At 56.6% G+C, this 20,317-nt stretch carries 17 protein-coding genes and 1 pseudogene; 4 read left to right on the top strand and 14 right to left on the bottom strand.

The window, feature by feature from the left end:
* The first annotated feature begins 114 nt into the window (after window positions 1-114).
* Complete coding sequence (gene arfB, locus H8B15_RS05340; RefSeq protein WP_187318639.1) at window positions 115-522, top strand: alternative ribosome rescue aminoacyl-tRNA hydrolase ArfB; 408 nt, start codon at window positions 115-117, stop codon at window positions 520-522.
* Between the two features lie 40 nt (window positions 523-562).
* On the opposite strand, the gene H8B15_RS05335 is transcribed toward arfB, so the two are convergent.
* The 10 genes from H8B15_RS05335 to mgtE form a co-directional block, all read right to left on the bottom strand.
* Complete coding sequence (locus H8B15_RS05335; protein WP_187318638.1) at window positions 563-925, bottom strand: hypothetical protein; 363 nt, start codon at window positions 923-925, stop codon at window positions 563-565.
* A gap of 95 nt (window positions 926-1,020) precedes the next feature.
* Window positions 1,021-1,749, bottom strand: coding sequence for a hypothetical protein (locus H8B15_RS05330; RefSeq protein ID WP_187318637.1), 729 nt, complete (start codon window positions 1,747-1,749; stop codon window positions 1,021-1,023).
* Between the two features lie 65 nt (window positions 1,750-1,814).
* The gene (locus H8B15_RS05325) at window positions 1,815-2,675 is read right to left on the bottom strand and encodes a DUF5777 family beta-barrel protein (protein ID WP_343069130.1); all 861 of its coding nucleotides are present in this window, start codon (window positions 2,673-2,675) and stop codon (window positions 1,815-1,817) included.
* Window positions 2,676-2,845: 170 nt separating this feature from the next.
* Window positions 2,846-3,391, bottom strand: a complete 546-nt coding sequence (locus H8B15_RS05320; RefSeq protein WP_187318635.1) for a YceI family protein — start codon at window positions 3,389-3,391, stop codon at window positions 2,846-2,848.
* A 25-nt stretch (window positions 3,392-3,416) separates the two neighbouring features.
* Window positions 3,417-3,785, bottom strand: coding sequence for a c-type cytochrome (locus H8B15_RS05315; RefSeq protein ID WP_187318634.1), 369 nt, complete (start codon window positions 3,783-3,785; stop codon window positions 3,417-3,419).
* A 27-nt stretch (window positions 3,786-3,812) separates the two neighbouring features.
* The gene (locus tag H8B15_RS05310; protein ID WP_187318633.1) at window positions 3,813-4,673 is read right to left on the bottom strand and encodes a hypothetical protein; all 861 of its coding nucleotides are present in this window, start codon (window positions 4,671-4,673) and stop codon (window positions 3,813-3,815) included.
* A gap of 141 nt (window positions 4,674-4,814) precedes the next feature.
* On the bottom strand, window positions 4,815-6,254 hold the full coding sequence (locus H8B15_RS05305; protein WP_187318632.1) for a hypothetical protein: 1,440 nt from the start codon (window positions 6,252-6,254) through the stop codon (window positions 4,815-4,817).
* On the bottom strand, window positions 6,223-6,798 hold the full coding sequence (locus tag H8B15_RS05300; RefSeq protein WP_187318631.1) for an RNA polymerase sigma factor: 576 nt from the start codon (window positions 6,796-6,798) through the stop codon (window positions 6,223-6,225). The genes H8B15_RS05305 and H8B15_RS05300 overlap by 32 nt, the downstream gene beginning before the upstream one ends.
* 353 nt (window positions 6,799-7,151) lie before the next feature.
* Entirely contained in the window at window positions 7,152-7,886 is a 735-nt protein-coding gene (locus tag H8B15_RS05295; protein WP_187318630.1) for a hypothetical protein, read from the bottom strand.
* A gap of 77 nt (window positions 7,887-7,963) precedes the next feature.
* Entirely contained in the window at window positions 7,964-9,346 is a 1,383-nt protein-coding gene (gene mgtE, locus H8B15_RS05290; protein ID WP_187318629.1) for a magnesium transporter, read from the bottom strand.
* Window positions 9,347-9,617: 271 nt separating this feature from the next.
* On the opposite strand from mgtE, the gene H8B15_RS05285 reads away from it, so the two are divergent.
* The 3 genes from H8B15_RS05285 (at window position 9,618) to H8B15_RS05275 (ending at window position 13,299) form a co-directional block, all read left to right on the top strand.
* The gene (locus H8B15_RS05285; protein WP_187318628.1) at window positions 9,618-10,424 is read left to right on the top strand and encodes a cyanophycinase; all 807 of its coding nucleotides are present in this window, start codon (window positions 9,618-9,620) and stop codon (window positions 10,422-10,424) included.
* A 163-nt stretch (window positions 10,425-10,587) separates the two neighbouring features.
* The gene (locus H8B15_RS05280) at window positions 10,588-11,841 is read left to right on the top strand and encodes an OmpP1/FadL family transporter (RefSeq protein WP_187318627.1); all 1,254 of its coding nucleotides are present in this window, start codon (window positions 10,588-10,590) and stop codon (window positions 11,839-11,841) included.
* A gap of 24 nt (window positions 11,842-11,865) precedes the next feature.
* Window positions 11,866-13,299 carry an SGNH/GDSL hydrolase family protein gene (locus H8B15_RS05275; RefSeq protein WP_187318626.1) on the top strand — a complete coding sequence of 478 codons (1,434 nt, stop codon included), beginning with the start codon at window positions 11,866-11,868 and terminating at the stop codon, window positions 13,297-13,299.
* Window positions 13,300-13,370: 71 nt separating this feature from the next.
* Here the strand turns inward: H8B15_RS05275 and H8B15_RS05270 are convergent, their stop codons facing one another.
* The 4 genes and pseudogenes from H8B15_RS05270 to H8B15_RS05260 all read right to left on the bottom strand — a co-directional run bounded on the left by H8B15_RS05270 (window position 13,371) and on the right by H8B15_RS05260 (window position 20,296).
* Window positions 13,371-14,393 (bottom strand): YpdA family putative bacillithiol disulfide reductase, encoded by a 1,023-nt coding sequence (locus tag H8B15_RS05270; protein ID WP_187318625.1) that lies wholly within the window; start codon window positions 14,391-14,393, stop codon window positions 13,371-13,373.
* An 88-nt stretch (window positions 14,394-14,481) separates the two neighbouring features.
* Entirely contained in the window at window positions 14,482-18,969 is a 4,488-nt protein-coding gene (locus H8B15_RS05265; protein ID WP_246455322.1) for a malectin domain-containing carbohydrate-binding protein, read from the bottom strand.
* A gap of 93 nt (window positions 18,970-19,062) precedes the next feature.
* Window positions 19,063-19,320, bottom strand: a pseudogene (locus H8B15_RS21355) (FlgD immunoglobulin-like domain containing protein); the annotation flags it as partial.
* Window positions 19,321-19,744: 424 nt separating this feature from the next.
* A complete protein-coding gene (locus H8B15_RS05260; RefSeq protein WP_187318623.1) occupies window positions 19,745-20,296 on the bottom strand; it encodes a WcaF family extracellular polysaccharide biosynthesis acetyltransferase in 552 nt (183 codons plus the stop codon).
* Window positions 20,297-20,317 lie beyond the last annotated feature (21 nt).

Below are 20,317 nucleotides of genomic sequence, written 5' to 3'. Positions count from 1 at the left end.
TTTTTGCGTAGACGCTACCTAGCGCTAAAAGCTAGTTCTCCCCCTTAAAAAAGGAGGGGAACTAGCTTTTAACGCTAACCTTATTCCTTACCCTCATTTGACCGTTTTCCTGTTATGGCCCTACCCCCCGCCGATTATTTTTGGCCCGAGCTTCAGGTACAAACCAGCCGTAGCAGCGGCCCCGGTGGCCAGAACGTGAACAAGGTAGAGTCGCGGGTGGAGCTGCGGTTTCACCTGGCCACCTCGCGCCTGCTCACCGACGAGCAGAAGCTGCGCTTGCAGGAAAAGCTAGCCGGCCGCATCACCACCGATGGCTACCTATTGGTAGTAGCTCAGGAAGACCGCAGCCAACTGCGCAACAAAGAACACGCGCTACGGAAGTTCTACGCGCTGCTCCAAGAGAATCTGCAACAGCCCAAAGCACGAAAAGCCTCGCGCCCCAGTGCGGGCGCCGTGCGCAAACGCCTGGAAGAAAAGAAACGCCACAGCGACAAAAAAGCCAACCGCCGCCTCGATTTTTGAGGGAGCCGTTGGCTTTTCTGGTAACTACAGGGGTATGAAGCTACGCCGTCCGGAAGCCGGTGGCTTGCTTGATGGTGCGGTCGTTGCCGGTAGCAGGGTCGGCGTAGGCGTGGTCCGATACTTCTACCGACAGTTTTTTGCCGATGAGCTGTTTGGTATCGATGTCCTTTCCTTCTTCGGGGTGCACGCCGGCCGCCTCGCAGAAGCTCAGCAAGATGGGCATGCCGGCCGGAGACGTATAGAAGCGTTGCGTTACGAAACCCTGCTCATTTTCCAAGCGGGCAGCAAAGTAAGGCACGTTTTGGTGCTCACTGGTACCTTCTTCAATGTCGGTGATTTCAACCGTATAGCGGCCATCGGGCAGGAAGCCTTTGTCTTGACCTTTTTCAACAGGAATTTTCATGAGTGCAGCGTTAGGATATATAAGCTGCTAACGAAAATAGGATAAAGAAGGTTTGAGTTATTTATTGCTAATTATATTAGTGAATAAGGACTTTGTTAATTCAGATCCAAGCCGAATAACAGGCCAAACCAGGGTCGGTGCTGGTAAATCCAGTACGTTCGGTCGGGGCCCAATAGGTTGTCAAATCCCACAGCTAAACCTACATTGAAGATACGAGCATCATAAATTGTAGCTGCCCCGGCGTGTAGCACAAACCCCTCATACTCGGGGCCGGCGTGCTGGCGCGTCACGTCGTTTGTTACGTTGGTAGACCCCATTCCAAAGAACAGTCCGTAGCCCAGCCCGGTAGCCCGAATGCGCGGCTCGTGTTGCCAGGGCGCCAGCGTGTGCTTGTGCAGGTAGTAATAATCGACGCGGCGGCCCACGTATACGGCGGCGCTGAAGGTGGTATTGAGCTGAACCGGCACCCCCTCGCGGGGCGGCCGGGCCTTCACGGGCAGCGTAAACACATCCACGTCGAAGGTGCGGTTGAATAGCAGGGCGTGGTGGTTGCTTTGCAGCTCATAGTGGTAAGTGCTAGGCTGCGGCTGCTCGGTATAGGGCGAGAGCAGGAGCGTATCGGCGCGCTGCTGCACATACACCAGGCCTTTTGGAACCTGACGAAGCTGCTGCGCCAGCGAGTCGTTGCCGCCCAGGTGGGGCACGTGGTACCAGCCATCTTCCAGCTGGGTCAGACGACCTACGGCAGCGCAGCCGCTGAGAAAGAGCAGGGCCACGCAGCCGCACACGTAAGCAACAATCCGAACAGAAAGACCAGTAGGCATAGGGTAGCAAGAGGCCAGCAAGCAGCTCCCTTGCTACGGACCAGCGGCCGATGGGTTGGGGCGAGTTACCGCCCGCCTAGTGTAAATGCCCGCGACACGTTGAAACCGAAGTACAGGTCGCCCTGCCACCAGCGGCCGGTGGTTTGGGGAACGAAGAATTTCTCAATCATACCCTGCGAGTTGGTCACGTGCAGCTGAAACACGTGCCCGCCGGTTTCAATATCGAAGCCCAGCGCCAGGGAGTTACGAAACTGGTCGGCGGTGGTGCCGGGCAGCAGGTAGTAGTACTCGCCTGTGAGGGCAAAACGCTTGGTGAGCTTCTGCCGGGCCGCCACGCCCACGGCATACACGTCGTTTTGGGCGTTGCTGGTAGCCACAAAGTTGCGGTGGATGAGCGTGGGCATGAGCTGCACCGATAGGGCCGGACTGATCTTGCGGGCCAGCAGTACCTGGTAGGTGTAGGTGAGGCGACGCACGCCGGTGCGCTCGTCGCCAAATTTCAGGGTAGACAGGGCCGAGGTAGCCAGCAAGGTAGCCGAGAGGGGCATAGCTCGTGGGCCGCTGCCCTGCCGCAGCAGCTTGTATTTCAGAAAGCCATCGAAGGTTTTTTCCAGCGAGCTGCGCCCTACCCCCACGGCCAGCCGGTCGGTGAGGCCGTACTCCAGCCCCAGCCGAATGGTGGCTTGGTCAAGACCGAAAAAGTTGTAGGCGCCGCTGTTGAGCTGCCCAAATCGGTGTGAAATCAGGAACAGCAGCGTATGCGCCCCCGGCGTCTCCACCGACTGCCCATTGATGACGCGCGTGCCCTTGAAGGTGGCCGTGGTATAGGTAGGGCGTAGGCTGTCGGCGGTTTGCCTTTCCAGGGAGCTGAGCAAATCGTTCTGGCAGTAGGCGCGAGTGGCGCCAGTCAGCAAAAGGAGCAGCACAAGGTATCGGAAGAAGAGAAAAGGTCTGATCATAACCAAGTAGGAAGTAGGCGTAAGAAATACTCCAGTTGGCTTGTCCTGCCGAGCGCCGCTGCCACGTTGCTGCCTCGGAAAAATCACGGACGAGAGGCGCCAGTAGCGCTCAGTAGGACAAGCCGTTGAAGCAATGGTTAGGTGGCAGGTCCGCAGGCGGCTTCTACCGTCACCTCCATTGTTTTGGCAAGGTGGGCGCGCACCAGCGCTGGTATTTCAATCTTGAAATCGGCAGGGGCTACGGTAAATTTCGACTGCATCAGTAGCTGCGTCCCGCGTAGCTCCAGCGTACCGGGCACCCGCACACGGCGCGTTACGCCGTGCAGGGTCAGGTCGCCCTCTACCTGCACGGTTTGCGGGCCAGCCTGTTGTAGCAGCTCCGGCGTATAGCTCAGCACGCGGCCCGCAAACGTGGCCTTCGGGTAGCGTTCCGATTCCATGTAGTTTTCGTTGAAGTGCTCCTGCATCAGGCTGCGCTTGAACTGAAAATCCCTCATGGCAGCCGTGAAAGCCACCTGCCCGGTAGCCGCATCAAAGGCGGCGCCCACTTGGCGGTTATGCGCGTCGATGTCTTCGAGGGGCGTACTAGAGAAAAAAGAAATAGAAGCAGTACGCGTGGTGTATTTCAGGGGCACCGCCAGCCAGGCCGGCAGCACCACCAGGAGCATCAGTAACACGTTCATAGCAGACGAGCAGTAGGGATGAGCGTTAATTATTGAGGGCGCCGTCGTCGATCCACTTCTTCAGGCGGGTGATTTCGCAATCCGACAGCTTGGGGCCGTTTTTGGGCATGGCCGGGTAGCCCGCCGCGTGGCTGACCACGCCCAGCAGGGTGCCGTTGCGGGCATAGCGCTGCACCTGAGCCAGGTCAGCGAGGTTGGCGCCGCCCTGCGGAAACTGCGCGTTGTGGCAGGAGCGGCACCGCTGGTCCAGCAGCGGCGACACAAACAGCGCGTAGGTAGCGGTAGCGGTGTCGCAGGCGGTAGGGGTAGGCGCCACCGGCTCATCGGCGTGGTCGTACACGCAGCCGGCCAGCAATAGCAAGCTGCTCAGAAGGCAGGGTAGAGGGCGTAGCATACAGCAGAGAAGTAGGGTAGGTGCTGCCTAGGGATTTGCCACGGTCCAGGTGTCGTCGCCGTTGCGCAGACCGTGGCCGTCGGCGTGGCCGCGGGTGCTGTTGTCGCCGCTGTAGAGGTAGAGGGGCTTGCCCTTGTAGAGCAGCTGCTGCCCATTGCTGCGGTTCAGTACGCCAAAGTCGCTGGCTTTCAAGCTGGAAGGTAGGCTAGTGGGTGCAGTGTAAAACGCTGGCCACGCCGACAGGCAACCATCCTGGCAGTTGGTCGCGAGGGAGCCGGGCAGGCGCGTATCTTTCCCGAATAGGTAGAGCGTGCGTCCCTGCGCATCAATCAGGAAGTTGGCGTTGGCTGTTTGGCCCGTGGCTTTGTTGGTCACGGCTTTGGTCGCCAGCATCAGGGAGTAGTCGGGCTTCACCACAAACCACACATTGCCTACCCCCTCGCCGGTAGTGGCGCCGGGCTGCTCGCGCACGTTTTGCCCGTTTACGGCCGGCGCGTAGTAGTACAAGGGCCACCCCTTATAGTAGGTCTGCGGTTGGCCGCCAGCCGTGTTCTTGGTGGTAAAATCGGCCGCGTTCAGGCCATTGCCTACCTTCAGATCGGGCTCGTAGAAGATGGGCCACACCGCCGCGCAGCCGCCGGTGCACACGTTGGCGCCGTCCACGTCGCGGGTGAAGTAGTAGAGCGTGTTGCCCTGCTTATCAACCAGAAAGCTACCCATGGTAGGGGTGGTAGTCAGCTTCACCGTGGCTTGGGCATCCAGGTCGGGGGGCGTGTTGTTGTCGTCTTTGCCGCAGCTCACGGCGCCTATGAGCAGGCCACCGAGTAGCAGGAGGTGCACTACCCCCAGCAGGCGGCGTACGGAAGAAAATACGGCTACGTTTTTCATGGTGATGATTGGTTAAGTGGTTGATGAAGAATTAGATAGAGGGTGTGAGTGTGAAAATGCAGGCACGCAGCGGCTCGGCCGGGGGCAATGCGCGCACCGGAGCAGGAGCCTTGGGTAGGCCGAAAAGCAGGGGAAGAAACCTTAGCGCACGGGCTGCGTGGCTGTGGGAAGCAACTGGTATTTGAGCGAGAAGAAAACGCCGGCGCTGCTGAGCTTCACTTTGCCGAAGCCCACGCCACCCAGCGGCAGCTTCACAAACGGCTCGGCCTGGCCCGACCACCGGCCGCCGAGGGTGCGCTCATACCCCGCCGACAGGTTGAGCACGCTAAACGGGTGGTTGGAGCCGTTCTTCAGCGTCCATTCGCGGCTGACGCTTTGGCCCTGTAGGTAGTAGTCGTAATCGTAGGTTTCGCGCCGCATGAATAGGGTAGAAAGGCCTGCGCTGGTAAACACCGCGTAGCGCGGGCGCACCAGGGCATCGAAGCGCATATTCACCGGAATGTCGAGGATGCGGCAGTTGGCATACACCTCGTCAATATCGTAGCGGGTGGTCCAGAAGCCGGCGGGGGCGTGGTAGTCCGAGCCGCGTGCTTCGTACAGCTTCACCGAGCGAATCAGGCCCGTGGTGATGCGCCAGCGGGCCGTGGCGCGGTACTCCAGCAACACGCCCACATTGCTGCCCGGCCGCGTGGCTTGGGCAAACCGCACGGTGCTTACCTCGGGCGCATACACCAGGCCCACACCAAAGCGGTAGGCTGGCTTGCCCAGCTTTTCGGGCCGCGTTGGGGGAGCTACCGAGTCGGCCGCTGCAACAGCCAGTGGCACCGCCTGCACTACCAGCGAGTCGGACCCTGGTGCGGTAGGCGCAGGCATAGAACTTGGCGCTGTGGCTGCGGCAACCGAAGAAGGGGTAGGCGCTTCGGCCACTGACGCACTGGCCCCAGGCCGACTGGTTGCATCTGGCGCGTGAGCAACAGAAGCAGCGGCAACCGGCTGCGAATGCACGTTGCGAAGCCGCGCGGCCGAAGCAGTACGTTTGTATTCCTTGCGGTTCGCTACACGCGATGGAACTCGCTGCTGGCGAGGCAGAGCAGCAGCGCCTTCTGCACTGCCTGGTTGCCCTGCTGGTATCGGATTAGGCGACTCGGCCAGGGTAGGGGCAGCGGGAGTTGGCAAAGAGGACGCAACGGGCGCCACAAGCGAACTGGCAGTGGCCGAAGCCGCCGCACTGGCGGAGGAGGTAGGGCGCGTAACGCCGGAAAGGCGGGAAGTACTAGCGGGTCTGCGTTGGGAAGTATCGATGCTGGTAGCCGTTGGGGTGGCAGTAGCGCACCGGTCGTCGCTACCCCAAAAAGCGTCTACTATATAAAAGCTGCCTAGCAGCAAAATCAGCAATGAAAGCGTTTCGGCACCAAACAGGCGCACGACGCTGGCTCGCTCGCGTTGCACTTGCATCTCCGTGTCGAGGCGCGTAGTCATACGTTGCCAGCCCTCCTGTCCGTCTAGCTCCGGATAGGACGCCGCGCTGCGCTGGAAAAGCGCGTCGAGTTCATTGTCCGATAGATCGTCCGGTGTAGACATGGGAAATACTAGGTTGTAAAAAATGCTTTAGATGTGCCCGCGCTTTCGATAGATTAGACTTGGAAGCCCCCACCGAGATGCCCAGCTGACCAGCAATTTCTTCGTGCGAAAAACCGTCGATGACGTAGAGGTTGAACACCGTGCGGTAAGCCGGTGAGAGTTGACGAATAAGCGCCAGCAGATCCTGGTAGGAGAGCTGGTCGAGGGCGTTGTTGCCGTCGTCGGGTAGGGTATAGGCTACCGTATCCAGCTCCTGGGTGTGCGCGTGCTTTGCCGTGCGCCGGTAGTGGTCGATGGCCGTGTGCACCATCACCTTGCGCAGCCAGCCCCGAAACGAGCCCGTCAGCTCGTGCAAGGCCGGGTCGAAGCGGCCGATATCTTGGAAAACCTTCATGAAGCCATCGTTCACGGCTTCCATGGCCTCATCGCGGGTGCGGGTGTAGCGCAGCGCAATGCTCATGCCGTAGCTGTAGTACCGCAGGTACAGCTGGTGCTGGCACTCCCGATCGGCACGGCGGCAGCCAGCCAGGAGAGCCAAAAGCATCTGAGGTTCGGGGTCGAGCTGCGCCACGGTTACCAGGTTTATACTCGCCTACTCGGCCGCTATCCTGAAATGGTTGCCTGCAACAAAAGAAAATTTTTTATATTCAGCAAAGGATTGATAAATAGGGATTTGTGTGCTTTGGTAGCGTACAAGAAAGGTAAGCGAAACGCGCTTACCTCCTGCGACTAAGAAGCTATTTTGCGCTGCAGATGCACGCGTAGAGACGCATACTTGCGTCTTGTCGTTGAACAATTTCGTGCACATGGCGCGGCAGACGAGACGCAAGTATGCGTCTCTACACGTGCTGTAGCAAATGTATAAGCCAGCCTAGCAAACAGGGCACCTGCAACTCCTCATAAGTGGCGCGAAAACATAGACTTATCCAGCGTGGGCCGCGACGTTACCGATACCAGCTCCAGCTCCAACCGGCTCTGGTCGATGTTGCGGTAGTGCATCCGCACGAACCCATAGAGCGGGTTGAAGTACGATTCCAGCGCGGTGGTGCCCAGCTTGCAGGTACTTATTGCCTGCACGCGGTGGCAGGGTAGGCTCCCAAGTGGGGTAGGGAGGAGGGTGGAATCTGTGATTTTCCATTGCTGCTGGAGATACAAGGAACCTTCCCAGGTAGCCCATGCCGGATTAGAGGCATAATCCGGCGCATAAAAATTTTTCACCTTCCACGTTCTACCTATTTTGGCCGGAAGCTCAATATCAGGGAAAGGATTGAGTTCCGTGATATTGTAGTGACTGCGGCGCGGTGGATGCAACCAGAATTTGTTGGGTTTGTCGAAAGCACCTACTACTACACTTTGTGCAGTAGTTAATGTAGTGTCCAGTTCAAACCGAAATGACCACTCATATGCTGTCTGAGTAGAATCAGAAGCCCACGGCTTCCCCAGCGCCGTCAGCACCACCGTGTCTAGAGTAGCCGTGGTAGTGCCCGGTGCGTACCAGCGGGCTGCGTACACGAAGCGGCGGTTTTCGGTGAGGATGGGGTGCCAGCCGGTTCTCTGCGTGTCCGCGGCGGGTGGGTTAGTGGCGTCGCAGGCAGTTAGTAGCAATAGGCAGATTAACAAGAAGATACGCATAATACACCAAGGTAGGAAAATCCTTGCGGCGCATTTTCTGTCAACGAGGGGCGGCTGCAAGCCGCCCCTACCCCTTCCTACAACAATGTGCCGCTCAGGAACAGCGTGGCTACCGAGAAGTAGATAATCAGCCCCGTCACGTCGACCAGCGTAGCCACAAACGGCGCCGACGATGTGGCCGGGTCGAAGCCCAGCTTCTTGAGCAGCAGCGGCAGCATAGAGCCCGACAACGACCCCCACAGCACAATGCCCACCAACGACAACCCTACCGTGCAGCCCACCAGAAACCAGTGCGGACCGTAGTCATAGAAGCCCGTTTGCTGCCACAGCAGGATGCGCAGAAAGCCTACTGCACCCAGAATACCACCTAGCAACGCCCCCGACAGCAACTCCCGGCGCATCACTTTCCACCATTCACCCACCGTCAGCTCGCCCAGCGACATGGCCCGGATGATAAGCGAGGTAGCCTGCGAGCCAGCATTGCCACCGCTGGAAATAATGAGCGGCACAAACAGCGCCAGCACCACCGCCTTCTCAATCTCACCCTCAAAAAAGCCCATGGCTGTGGCCGTCAGCATCTCGCCCAGAAACAGAATAACCAGCCAGCCGGCCCGCTTCTGAATCATCTTGGCGAGCGAGATAGTGAGGTAGGGCTCATCCAGGGCCTCCGAACCACCCAGCTTCTGGATGTCCTCGGTATCTTCTTCCTCCCGAATATCCAGGATGTCGTCGATGGTGACGATGCCGTACAAAATACCGTCGCTGTTCACCACGGGTAGGGCCACGCGGTCGTTGCGCCGAAACACTTCAATGGCTTCTTCCTGGTCCTGCATGGTTTGCAAGTGCACGAAGCGGTTGTCCATCAGCTCGTTCACGCGGGTTTGCGGGTCGGCCAGCAGAAACTCCCGGATGCGGATATCATCAATCAGCCGGCCGCGGCTGTCGGTCACGTACAGCACGCTCAGGGTTTCTGACTGCCCGCCGTGGCGGCGGATGTAGTCCAGCACCTGCTGCACGGTCCAGTTCTCGCGAATAGCAATGTAGTCGGGCGTCATCAGGCGGCCCACCGAGTACTCGGGGTAGCCCAGCAACTCCAGCGTTACCTTGCGCTCCGGCTCCGACAAGGTCTGAATCAGCTCCCGCACCAGCTCGTCGGGCAGAAACTCCAGCAGGGCCGTGCGGTCGTCGGGCGACATCTCGTTGAGGATGTCCGTAATCTTGTCCTGCGCCAGGTTGGCCAGAAAATGCCGCTGAATATCCAGGTCGAGGTATTCGAACACCTGCGTAGCCAGTTCCAACGGCAGCAGACGGAAGATAATCAGCTGTTCGCGCTCTTCCTCTTCCTCAATCAGCTCGACTACCTCGCCCGGCTCAAACTTTTTTAATACTTCCTTGAGTTTGAAAAACTCGCCCTCCTGAATCAGGGACGTAATGAACTCGGTGGTCGGGTGCTGATTCATACAATAACTAAGGGGAGGCGTTTTTCGCTAGGCAACGACGTTTGGTACAATTGAACGCGCAAAAGTAGAAGAATACGGCCGGTTAACTGTGGCGTTTGGCACCCTTAAAGCCTATTTTTTTATAAATGGTGCGTCCTTGGCTGTTCGCTTCGCGTACTTCCCGGGAGCTTGCCAGCCAGCTGCGAATTGATTCGTCCCGTTTTCACGGGTTGGCTAAGCGCCTGCCTTACGTTGTTGCCCACTATTTTTGGGCTTTCTCTACCTGCCCTGAATGCTTTCATCTGACTTTCCGCTCGGAACCCTTGTAGCCTTTGGTGGGGGCGACGATGATGCTCTACTGGCCCAGCTGTGCACCCTGCTTCCGTCGCCGAAGCTACCTGTTGAAATCATCACCACGGCCTCGCGCGACGTGGCTGCCACGGCGGCGGCCTACGAGCAGGTCCTGCGCGAGCTAGGCTGCCAGCACGTGCAGCACTTGGCCATCGACGAGCACCACCCCGCCGACCACCCCGCTACCCTGCGTCGCCTGCAGCAGGCCGCGCTAGTGTTCTTCACGGGCGGCGACCAGGAGCGCATTACCGATTTTCTGGCCGATACCGAGTTTCTACGCGTATTGCGCTACCGCTTCCAGACCGATGCCGCGTTCCTGGTGGCGGGTACCAGTGCCGGTGCGGCGGCCCTACCCGCCCATATGCTGGTAGGCGGGCAGGGGTGGCGGGCCCTGCGCAAGGGCGGCATCGAGGTGCTGCCGGGCCTGGGCCTGTTGCCGCATCTGCTGATTGATCAGCATTTTGTGGAGCGTGGCCGGTTTGGGCGCCTGGCCCATGCCGTGCTCGCGCACACCTCATATCTGGGTCTGGGGCTGGGTGAGGAAACGGGTATCATAATTCGACATGGGCAGCAGGCCGAGGTATTTGGCTACGGGCAAGTGATAGTACTGGATGGCCGGCACCTGCACGGCTCTACTCTCAATCAGATAGCGCAGGGCGAGCCTGTGAGTATGCTCGGCCTGCACGTGCATGTGCTGGTGCAGGGCCACGTCTTGGATATGCACACCGGGAAGGTCAGGAACATATAGCAAGAACGGTAGGCTTTTTGTTGCTTTGCAGCCCAATAGCGAAAACGATTTCGAGAAAACGCAAACTACTCGGCAAGCATACTTTATCCGGGTTTTCTTTCTACATTTAGTTGCGTTGATTTCCGATTCTGCTCTCTTCAAAATCTCACCTTTTTATCACTGTATGAAGCTTAAATCTTTACTCCTCGTGAGTGGTGCGCTGCTTGCCGGTACGGGCAGTGCTGTGGCCGGTGGCTACCAGGTCACGTTGGCTGGTATCAAAAACAACGGCATGGGCGGCGTAGGGGTAGGCCTGTCGCTGGATCAGGCCGCTATGTTCTACAATCCTGGCGCGCTGGCCATGGTGCGGGAGCGGGGCGTGCAGCTGGGCGGCAACGTTACGCTTGCCCGCAACGCTTTTGTGGCCGAGGGGAGCAACATGCAGCGCGAGCTGCGCAACAGCGTTGTCACGCCGTTCAGCTTGTACGCGGGCTTTGGGCCGGCCGAGGGCAAGTTTCGGGCGGGCATTGCCGTGTACACGCCTTTTGGCAGTAAGCTGGGCTACGCCAATGGCTGGGAAGGCCGCACTGCCCTCACGGATATCGACCTGAAATCTGTGTTTGTGCAGCCTACTTTCAGCTACGCCATCACCGACGAGCTGAGCGTAGGTGCTGGCCTGGTGGTGCTGGCTTACGGTGCCGTAAACCTCCAGCGCGACATTGCCCTACCCGACTCCTACGGCCACATTGAGTTGGATGGCAAAGCCAAAACCAAGCTGGGCTTCAACGCGGGCATCTATTATAAGCCTTCGGATAAGCTGAGCATCGGCATCAGCCACCGCTCCAAAATCGACGCCGTGGTGGACAACGACGGCGACGTGACGTTCACCAACATTCCGGAATCATTCCGAAGCCGTTTCCAGGCTACCAAGTTTGGCGCTACCCTGCCGCTGCCCGCTACCACCTCGGTAGGTATTGGCGTGATGCCCAACGAAAACCTGACTATTGGCTTCGATGTGAACTTCGTGCAGTGGAGCAAGTACCGCGAGCTGCGTTTCGATTTCGACCAGCAGATCAACGGACAAACCACCAGCGTTTCCAAGCGCAACTACCAGGATGCTCTCACGTTCCGCCTGGGCGGCCAGTACAAGCTCACCAGTGGCCTGACGGTGCGCGCCGGCGGCTCCTACGACATGACGCCCGTGCCCGACGGCTACGTGACGCCCGAAACCCCCGACAACGACCGCGTAAGCGGTACCGTGGGTGCTTCCTATGCGTTCGGCAAGTTCAGCCTGGACCTCTCGGGGCAGTTTATCCGCATTCAGAAGCGCACCGAAACCCAGGCCGATCTGGTCAACAACGGCACCACCGACCGGGTAGCAGGTACTTACAAAACCAATATCGTGATTCCGGGCCTGGGCCTGAACTACACTTTCTAATTTCCCACCTCCCGTTCTGAACACATGTATACGATTACATTTCGTAGAGTAGTGCCGTTTCTGGCGCTGCTAGGGCTCGGCCTCACTGCCTGCCAGCCCGACCTGGAAGACGAAGTAAAAACCAGCGCCGGCACCGCCGATTTCTCCCGCTACATTGCCGTGGGTAACTCGCTCACGGCTGGCTTCTCTGATAATGGTTTGTACCTGGAAGGTCAGCAGAACTCCTACCCCGCCATGCTGGCCCAGCAGTTCCGGGCGGTAGGCGGCGGCGACTTTGTGCAGCCGCTGTTTACAGAAGCCCAGGCGAATGGCTCGGGCTACCTCTACCTCGCGGGTATTGATGCCAATAACAACCCGCAGATTGCCAATAGAGCGCCAGGAGCAGTAGTAGGCACCGGAGCCGATACCAAAACGCCGCTGCTTGCCAAGCCTGCCAATGCCGCTGCCAACCAAAACCTGGGCGTGCCCGGTATTCGGGTGGCCGATGTAACCACGAATGGTTATGGTCTGAATAACCCGCTGGGCTTCAACCCGTACTTCGAGCGCCTGCTAAGCAACTCGCCGGCCAGCTACTTACAATATGTGCAAGAGCGAGTGGCCACTATCAAGCCTACCTTCTTTTCTAACTGGCTGGGTAACAATGACGTGTTAGGGTATGCCAGCTCGGGTGGTACTAGCGCTCCGCTCACCCCGGATGCGGAGTTTACTACCAAGTACAACCAAGTGGTTGATGCCCTGACGCAGAACGATGCCAAGGGAATTGTGGCAAATATTCCGAGCGTTACCAGCACGCCGCTGTTCACCACTATTTCTACGGCAGCGGTTATTGCGCAGGTGAATGCTACCCCTATTCCGGCTGCACAGGCCCCGCTCATTGCGCAGGCGTTGGGGTTGCCCGCGCTACCGGCCGGTACCCGCTTTGCACTGTACGTGCGCACCAGCAGCACCACTACACCTGTTCGGTTGGCAACGGCTAGTGACTTAATTCTACTGCCCGCCCGTTCGGTTATCAATACGCCAAGCGCTACCAGCCCCTTCCCAAATGGTATTGGCCTGGAAATTCCTGGTGCACCGGCTGCCACTGCGGCGCTGCTGGCTGCTGCTGCCAACCCGTTGGCTAACGCCCTTGTGCTAGATGCTGCCGAAGTAACAGCCGTGAATAACCGCACCACAGCGCTCAACAATATCATCAAGGCAAGCGCCGACCGCAAAGGGCTGGCCTACTTTGATGCTAATGCTTTCCTAACCCGGGTGGCAGCCGGTGGCGTGGTTGTGAATGGCGTACCCAACAACGCCGGTTTCATCAGTGGCAACCTGTTCTCGCTGGATGGCGTGCACCTCACACCCCGCGGGTATGCCATTGTGGCCAATGAGATGATTAAGGCCATCAACGCGAAGTACAACGCCAGCGTCCCCCAACTCAATCCGCTGGATTATCGGGGTGTTAAGTTTCCCTAAGCACTACTAAAAAGTCATAAAAAAGCCGGTTCCAGCTACCTGGAACCGGCTTTTTTTACTTACATAAGCTGCTACTTCGACATTTGCACCGGCTGAAGAACCTGTGGAGTAGCCGGAGCCGCCTCGCCAGCCAGGTGAGCCGCAATAACGGCTGCATGGTAGCGGCCGTTTTCAATAAACCAGCGGCTGGTATTCAGGCCACCGCACACAGTGCCAGCCATATACACGCCGGGGCGGTTGGTCTCAAACGTGTCTGGGTTGTGGGTAGGCGTACGTGCCGCGTCGTCTTGCGTGCTGATGCCCAAGGCATCTAACAGCGAATAGTCGGGGCGGTAGCCGGTGAGGGCATAGGTGAAATCCGTGGGCAATGTAATTAAGCCTTCCGGCGTGGCTATGTCCACCTCAGTGGGGCGGATTTCCTGAATCGTTGCATTGAAGTATGCTTTGATGCGCCCTTCTTTAATGCGATTTTCCAGATCTGGTCGTATCCAGTACTTCACTGACGGCGACAACTCGGCGCTACGCACTACCATGGTAACATGCGCACCGGCGCGCAGCAGTTGCAAGGCGGCTTTGGCTGAGGAGTTTCTGGCCCCTACCACCACCACCCGTTGGTCGACGTGTGTGTACGGCTCTTTGTAGTAGTGGCTCACGTTGGGCAAGTCCTCGCCCGGCACGTTCATCTTCACCGGCACATCGAAGAAGCCGGTAGCCACCACCACAAACCGAGTGGCAATGCGCCCTTTGGTAGTTACTACCTCGTAGTGGTTTTCTTCGCCTTCCAGCCCTATTACTCGCTCATAGAGCCGAAGCGTGAGTTTCTCCGCCTGGGCCACCCGACGGTAGTAGTCGAGGGCATCTTCGCGGAGTGGCTTGTAGTGGTTGGTTGGCATGGGGTAGCCCCCAATCTCCAGCAGCTCCGGGGTAGAGAAGAACTCCATCTGGTTGGGATATCCTACCACAGAGTTAACCAAGGCGCCCTTATCCACCACGCACACGGTAAAGCCCCGGCGCTGGATTTCGAGGGCACAGGCCAAGCCCACCGGTCCGGCGCCAATTACAACGGTATCGAAGGAAGAAGTTGATTCGTGCATACTACACTCAATACCACCAGTAGGCCCGAACTGTTTCTGTTTCCCCCACATATTCTCTGCCGAGTGTATGTGGGGGAAAGACAGAGCATTATTGCCGCACAATCTTGAAGCGCGACTGCCAGGTTTTGCTTTGCAGCCAGAGGTAGTAGGTGCCCGGCTGTTTCATGCCGCGTCCTAGATCCAGCTTCAGCTCGCTGCCAAAGGCGCCCAGCGAGGCCTTGCCTCCCGAAACGGCACTGCCTGTGGCCGAAAACAAAGTGTACCATACCTCGCCGGTCTGCGGTTCAGGCAGCGTAATAGTCACCTGCCCATCGGGGGTAGGGTTGGGGTAGGCAGAAAGCGTAATAGCAGTCAGGACGGGTGCGGCAGCCGAAGTAGGTTCTGCTGCCACGGCGTACTGCGTGCTGGCGGTAGCTGCCAAGGTAGTACTGGTCGATAGCACCTCAATGGCGCACACTTGCGGCTGATCCGATCCACCATCCGATTTCAGGGCGCTGAAATCAATGTTGAGCGAGCCGTCTTTCACCGTAGTTGTGAAGGTTTCCGTCTTCATGGTGTAGCGCCCCACTTTGCGGTAGATGTCATAGTTGTCGAGCACCTTATTACCTTCCAGCGTAACATCAAACACGCGTCTGCCAGCTTCCGACCAGAAGGTTTCGGCAAAGTGTAGCACAACGGTGTATTGTCCGTTGGTCACGGGTAGGGCATACCGGAAAGTACCGTTGGTGCCGTAGCGCTCTGTCTGATATAGTGCGTCGTTTATTGTACCAGCAATGTTACCAGTAACAGCAGCCGTGTTCCCTGGAGCGGGCACGTAGTATTTATCGGCGGCAAACACGCCTCGATCTGTCGATACCTGCTTCCCACCGGCGTTGATACGGTGTATCACGGAACCTGTGCTTATGGTTGGCGTGCTGATGGCCGTGATGCTTTCAGCAGGCCTAGCAGCCGTATTCGCAAACGTGAAGCTAATAGCAAACGGAGCGCTGGCCGTGCCACCAGCCTGCCCGGCTGAGTAAGCAGTAGCCGTGAGCGAGTACGTGCCTACCTGCGGCACCCAGGGAGTATAGCGGCCATTGTTGTCACCAAACAAAGTGTAGAAAGGGATATTCTCCGTCACCTGCTTGCTAAGTGTGCCACTCATCTTAATCACCACGCTACCCACAGTAACCGGGTTGGTGTTGGCACGGATAGCCAGATTCTTTGTCGGCAACGTGCTTAGATTGATAGTTTCGCCATTTACGAAGGTTTTAATGTCCTGCGAGTTATCGGCATTTACCAGCGTAAAGCTTACTACCTGCTGAGCAGCGGGCACCACAGCCGGAGCAGCCACCTTGTTCACAACGCTAAAATTAATGGCCAGTGGCGCGCTGGCCGTACCTCCAGCCTGCCCGGCCGAGTAGGCCGTAGCCGTGAGCGAATACGTGCCTACCTGTGGTACCCAGGGAGTGTAACGGCCGTTATCGTCGCCGAACAAGGTGTAAAGCGATGTATTATCAACCGTTTCTTTGGAAAGCGTGCCTGTGAGCTTAAGTGCGACGCTACCTACTGTAGAAGAACCTGTATTGGCGCGGATAGCCAGGTTCTTGGTGGGCAGGGTAGCCAGATCCAGCGTCTCGCCACTAGTCAGCGTTCTAATATCCTGGGAGTTGTCAGCATTTACTAAAGTGAAGCTGGCTACCTGTGGAGGTGCTGGGGCTACTACGGGCGCAGCCACGGGAGTAGGCACAGCGGCAGCTACCGTGTCGCTGTCCAAGAAAATGGCCTGTACTATGCCAACGGCGCCTGTTTGTCCATTGTCCACAGTGAGTGCGACAGCACCCTTGAAACGGAACTGGAAAACGTGGTTCTGCCCCATGGTTTCTTGCACTGTATATCGTGCAGCAGGACCATTCTGGGAAACGGGAGCCAGCGATATGGAGAAGTTACGAGCGTCATCAAACCGAGCAGGACAGAATACCGTGGCATAGTGCCAGTTGTCGTCAGTCACATCAATTGTAATCTTGCCTGCTGGGTTGCTATACAGGCCAGCATCTTTGCCTGAGGTGCCATTTACCTGAAACTTAAACTTCAGGTACGTATCGACGCGCCAACCACTGCCTTTGCTTACTTTGAAAGGTGCCAGCACATTGGTATTGTCGCTGCCATCACTGTTCCAGTTGAAGAGCACGTAGCCTTTGCGACCTACCTTAGTGAGTGCCAGCGGCTCCGACACGTAACGCAGAGGGGCTTGTAGCTGCAAGGAAGAACTGTTTTTGCTTGGCGCCGAGGGGTCTACCACAAACTCGGTGCTGTTGCTGGCTTGGTGTCCAACGGCTTGCACACTTGCGTTTGGTGCAAGTGGTGTAGCCATCACTTCCGCTGATGCTGGTCCGGCACCCGCTGCCAATTGTGCAGCCACCGATACATAATAAGGAATGCCATTTGTCAGATTTGGAAGCGTATAGCCAGTGCTGCCAATGCGAGTAACTGTGCTATATGGTCCCCCAGGGGTAGTAGAGTACGATACCGTGTAGCTAGTGGCGTTGGGTACAGGCTGCCAGCTCAGTTGTAAGGTTGATTCGCCGGGTACGGCTGTTAGTTGCTGCGGGAAAGTGGCAGTGGGCGCTGCTACTACAATAGTGCCCCCTAGGCTGCCTGTGCCCTTGGCTTCCTGTACTGTGCCAGTGCCAACCAAGTGCCACCGTTGCGGACCGTGACCACCTTCGTCATTCACCCACAGGTAGGTCTCGCCGTTCACAGAAGCCAAATCAGGAGAGACGGCGTTGCCTGCTGAACCGGCAATGACACCTTCGCGGGCGTCGTGGTTTTTGGTGGTTTCACCAAACTGACCGACAAACAGACCGTTGTCGTAGAAGTGCATGAACTGACCTGCCTGCGCGTTATTCCAGAACTCGCCGTGGTACCCATACAGAATATGACGGTCAGTGGACAACACCGTGTTGCCGCCGTATTGCACGCCATTGCCAATGTCATAATTGCCTTTGCCGTTCAGCGGGCCCGTGGGGCTGGCTTTCCAAAGCCACTTGTTGCTTCCCTGTAACAAACCGCCCAAGTGCCAGCCGTTGTTCTTCGAGTAATCAAGCGATACCACAACTTTTGATGAAGTGATAGGGGTAGCAATGTCGCCAATGCCACCAGTGCGCGACACGGGGTCGGTAGTGCCTACTGGCGTGCTGGCCAGTGCTATTGGTGTGCCCCATTGCGGATTATTGGCCGCATCGAAGCCGCTTAGAGGACGGGTATACCAGGTAACAGTAGTGCCTGGGCGTGGGTTGAAAGGAGCGAGGTTAAGAGAGCCATCTGCCATCAGGCTAGCTGCTTCATCCGTAGTGCGGGCTGGTTTGATACCCGTAGGGCGTAACTTCGTGCCAGCCAACTCGGCTACCTCCATATAATCCTGACTGATGTTGCGTAACAGAGCGTATGTACGCCCATTGGAGAGTGTTGCTACCTGCCGGACGCCCTGGAAAAATCCAACGTAATCGGTAGATAAGCCTGCACGCCAGTTTTTTACCAGGGTCCACGACTCGCCCAGCGGCTTGCTGTAATCAACTTTGAATTCCAGGAATTCATTAAAAACCCGTGTTGGGTTGTTTGCATCAACTGAGGTAGCGTAGGAGTGGGGCTGATACATAATCTGCTCCTGGTAGGTGCGAGCCGCCGAGATGTGCAAACAGCGGCTGTTGGCTATGTCGCCTACCCAGAAGGAGTGGTCAGGTAGTATCGTGACGAAGGTTGTTTCACCTAGCACTGAATGGTGGAACCACAGTTTGTCATTCCGGACGTCGCTGCCATTGGCAGGGTAGCCACCGGCTTGTCCGTACGTCCACAGCGAACCACCAGCCGCAGAAAAGGCTTTCACCTGCTGGCTCGATCCACCATCGGCTACTAGCACAATGTCTTCATTGGTGGGGTCGGTGGCAAGGGCCAACGGCTTGCTAAGGCCCGTGATGGTGGCTGCCACGGTGGGATTGCTGCTTAGGTTAGTGTAGCGCACCACGCTAGTGCCGCTTATGGCCCACAGGTCGCCATTGGGGGTCATGCTGAGCGAGCCGGGGCTAGCCGTATTGATTGTGCGCAGTAGCTGGCCGCTGGTTTTATCAAATAGGCGGATGATATGCTGGTTGCGGTGGGCTACTGCCAGAAGTTGCCCTTTCTTTTGTACTGCCAGCCCGGTAGCAGCATTAGAAAGAACGGTGATGCCTGTAGTAGAGAGAGCCGTACTGGTTTGATCCAGATCTAATACACTAGTGTAGTATTGATCAGGATAGTTATTATTCAGGCGTACTTCCTGGCCAGCAGCAAAGCGTACCTCTGCGTTATCACTTATGCGGCGGGCATAAATAAAGGAAGCCCGACCACCAGTATATACGCCCCCTTCGTTGTTGGCGATATATAAGTTAGTACCATCGGTGTCCAACAGCGTTAAGGCCGTAAAGCCATCTACGCGGCCTACATTATACTGCGTCCGGGTATTGCGATGCGAGAATCGGTGTAGGTTGTTCTGCCCTTCATTAAATCCCGTGACATAGTAGGCTGCTGTGTCGGTAACAGCGATGTCACGAATCGGCAAATAGCCTTGAAATACGCGCGGTCCTGATTGAGCCAGCGAAGTATTGCCAATTGCACCATCCCACCGATACTGCATATTGTGCGACAGCACCCGAATTTGATAAGAGCCTTGCGCCATTGCTTGGCCATTATCGTCTTTCCCGTCCCATGAAGCGGTATGATTGCCGGCTGCGTACGGAACAGCGCTCCATAAGGTTCGAATTAAAGTACCATCCGGCGCATATGCTCCGGCACTGGTAATTGAATTTTGTCCTAATGTAAATTGGATTTTAGTTTGAGCGGTTGTTTTATTAGCTACAAATAGTGCTAATAAAAATGCGTGAAACGCAAGGATCGGAAATCTCCTAAACATTGAATATTGTTTATGTTTGAGATTGATTGGTTTTGACAAATATACTGACAGATAGTTTGTTATGGCTATAATTTAGATGTGAGTTTGCAACAAAAAGTATAATATATTAAAGAATTATCAGCGAAATGAATAATTAAATAACATGTGTATACACATGTTTTTATTCAATTTTATGAATTTAAATGTGTTCCATATTCTAATTAAATAGCCTATATGCGCCTATTAGCATAAACACATGTAGATATTTTGTTACAATTTCATGAATGAGAGAGCTATTTGATTTATCTCGGATAACTGGATTTATTTAGCACCCAAAACCAGCTTTGAAAATCACTCTCGTAATCAATCGACAAATGCATACGGCCCGAGCGCAACACGTTATTTTATGTTGCGCTCGGGCCGTATGTATGAGGGAGAAAGGTAGCTATTCCTGCATTACACGTTGCCGGATGAAGGAAGCCGGATTACCGGCATAGATGCCCCATGCATCTAATGAACGCGAGGCAACAGAGTTAACTGTTAGAATAGCATGAGAGTGGCAAGTAACCCCAGGGCATACAACGGCCCGGGCGCCTACCCAGCTACCGTCTTCCAGAGTAATAGGTCCGAGACGGTAAGGAAAGCTACTGCGCGTGTAATCGTGGTTGCCAGTGAGTAATAAGGCTCCCTGCGAGATGCTCACATGGTTACCGATAGTTACATCAGCCAAGTTGTCAATCCACACCGACTCGCCGATCCAACAGTGGTGCCCAATACGCAAACGCCAAGGGTTCTTGATGCGTACGTTGGGTTTAATCACAAGTCCGTTGCCTACTTGGGCTCCAAACAAGCGGAGCAACGCCGACTTGATGGCGTAGGGCCATGGTATGGCAGTGTCAAAAATGAAATAGTTGATGGGATACCACAGCGCTACCTTCCAGGTTGGGCCGGCCCGGTAGGTGCCTACGCTGAAGGTGGATAGGTCGGTTGTTGTCATGCAGAGGTAAGGCTAGGGTAG

The sequence above is a fragment of the Hymenobacter citatus genome (assembly GCF_014333615.1).
Classification (GTDB): Bacteria; Bacteroidota; Bacteroidia; order Cytophagales; family Hymenobacteraceae; genus Hymenobacter; species Hymenobacter citatus.
This window is presented reverse-complemented; position numbering and strand designations above follow the sequence as displayed.

What these genes read in the sequence shown, in the direction of transcription:
- H8B15_RS05315 (WP_187318634.1), bottom strand. Translation starts at nt 3,785, where the DNA reads ATGCTACGCCCTCTACCCTGCCTTCTGAGCAGCTTGCTATTGCTGGCC.
- arfB (WP_187318639.1), top strand. Translation starts at nt 115, where the DNA reads ATGGCCCTACCCCCCGCCGATTATTTTTGGCCCGAGCTTCAGGTACAA.
- H8B15_RS05300 (WP_187318631.1), bottom strand. Translation starts at nt 6,798, where the DNA reads ATGCTTTTGGCTCTCCTGGCTGGCTGCCGCCGTGCCGATCGGGAGTGC.
- H8B15_RS05280 (WP_187318627.1), top strand. Translation starts at nt 10,588, where the DNA reads ATGAAGCTTAAATCTTTACTCCTCGTGAGTGGTGCGCTGCTTGCCGGT.
- H8B15_RS05295 (WP_187318630.1), bottom strand. Translation starts at nt 7,886, where the DNA reads ATGCGTATCTTCTTGTTAATCTGCCTATTGCTACTAACTGCCTGCGAC.
- H8B15_RS05285 (WP_187318628.1), top strand. Translation starts at nt 9,618, where the DNA reads ATGCTTTCATCTGACTTTCCGCTCGGAACCCTTGTAGCCTTTGGTGGG.
- H8B15_RS05335 (WP_187318638.1), bottom strand. Translation starts at nt 925, where the DNA reads ATGAAAATTCCTGTTGAAAAAGGTCAAGACAAAGGCTTCCTGCCCGAT.
- H8B15_RS05270 (WP_187318625.1), bottom strand. Translation starts at nt 14,393, where the DNA reads ATGCACGAATCAACTTCTTCCTTCGATACCGTTGTAATTGGCGCCGGA.
- H8B15_RS05260 (WP_187318623.1), bottom strand. Translation starts at nt 20,296, where the DNA reads ATGACAACAACCGACCTATCCACCTTCAGCGTAGGCACCTACCGGGCC.
- H8B15_RS05310 (WP_187318633.1), bottom strand. Translation starts at nt 4,673, where the DNA reads ATGAAAAACGTAGCCGTATTTTCTTCCGTACGCCGCCTGCTGGGGGTA.
- H8B15_RS05275 (WP_187318626.1), top strand. Translation starts at nt 11,866, where the DNA reads ATGTATACGATTACATTTCGTAGAGTAGTGCCGTTTCTGGCGCTGCTA.
- H8B15_RS05305 (WP_187318632.1), bottom strand. Translation starts at nt 6,254, where the DNA reads ATGTCTACACCGGACGATCTATCGGACAATGAACTCGACGCGCTTTTC.
- H8B15_RS05320 (WP_187318635.1), bottom strand. Translation starts at nt 3,391, where the DNA reads ATGAACGTGTTACTGATGCTCCTGGTGGTGCTGCCGGCCTGGCTGGCG.
- mgtE (WP_187318629.1), bottom strand. Translation starts at nt 9,346, where the DNA reads ATGAATCAGCACCCGACCACCGAGTTCATTACGTCCCTGATTCAGGAG.
- H8B15_RS05330 (WP_187318637.1), bottom strand. Translation starts at nt 1,749, where the DNA reads ATGCCTACTGGTCTTTCTGTTCGGATTGTTGCTTACGTGTGCGGCTGC.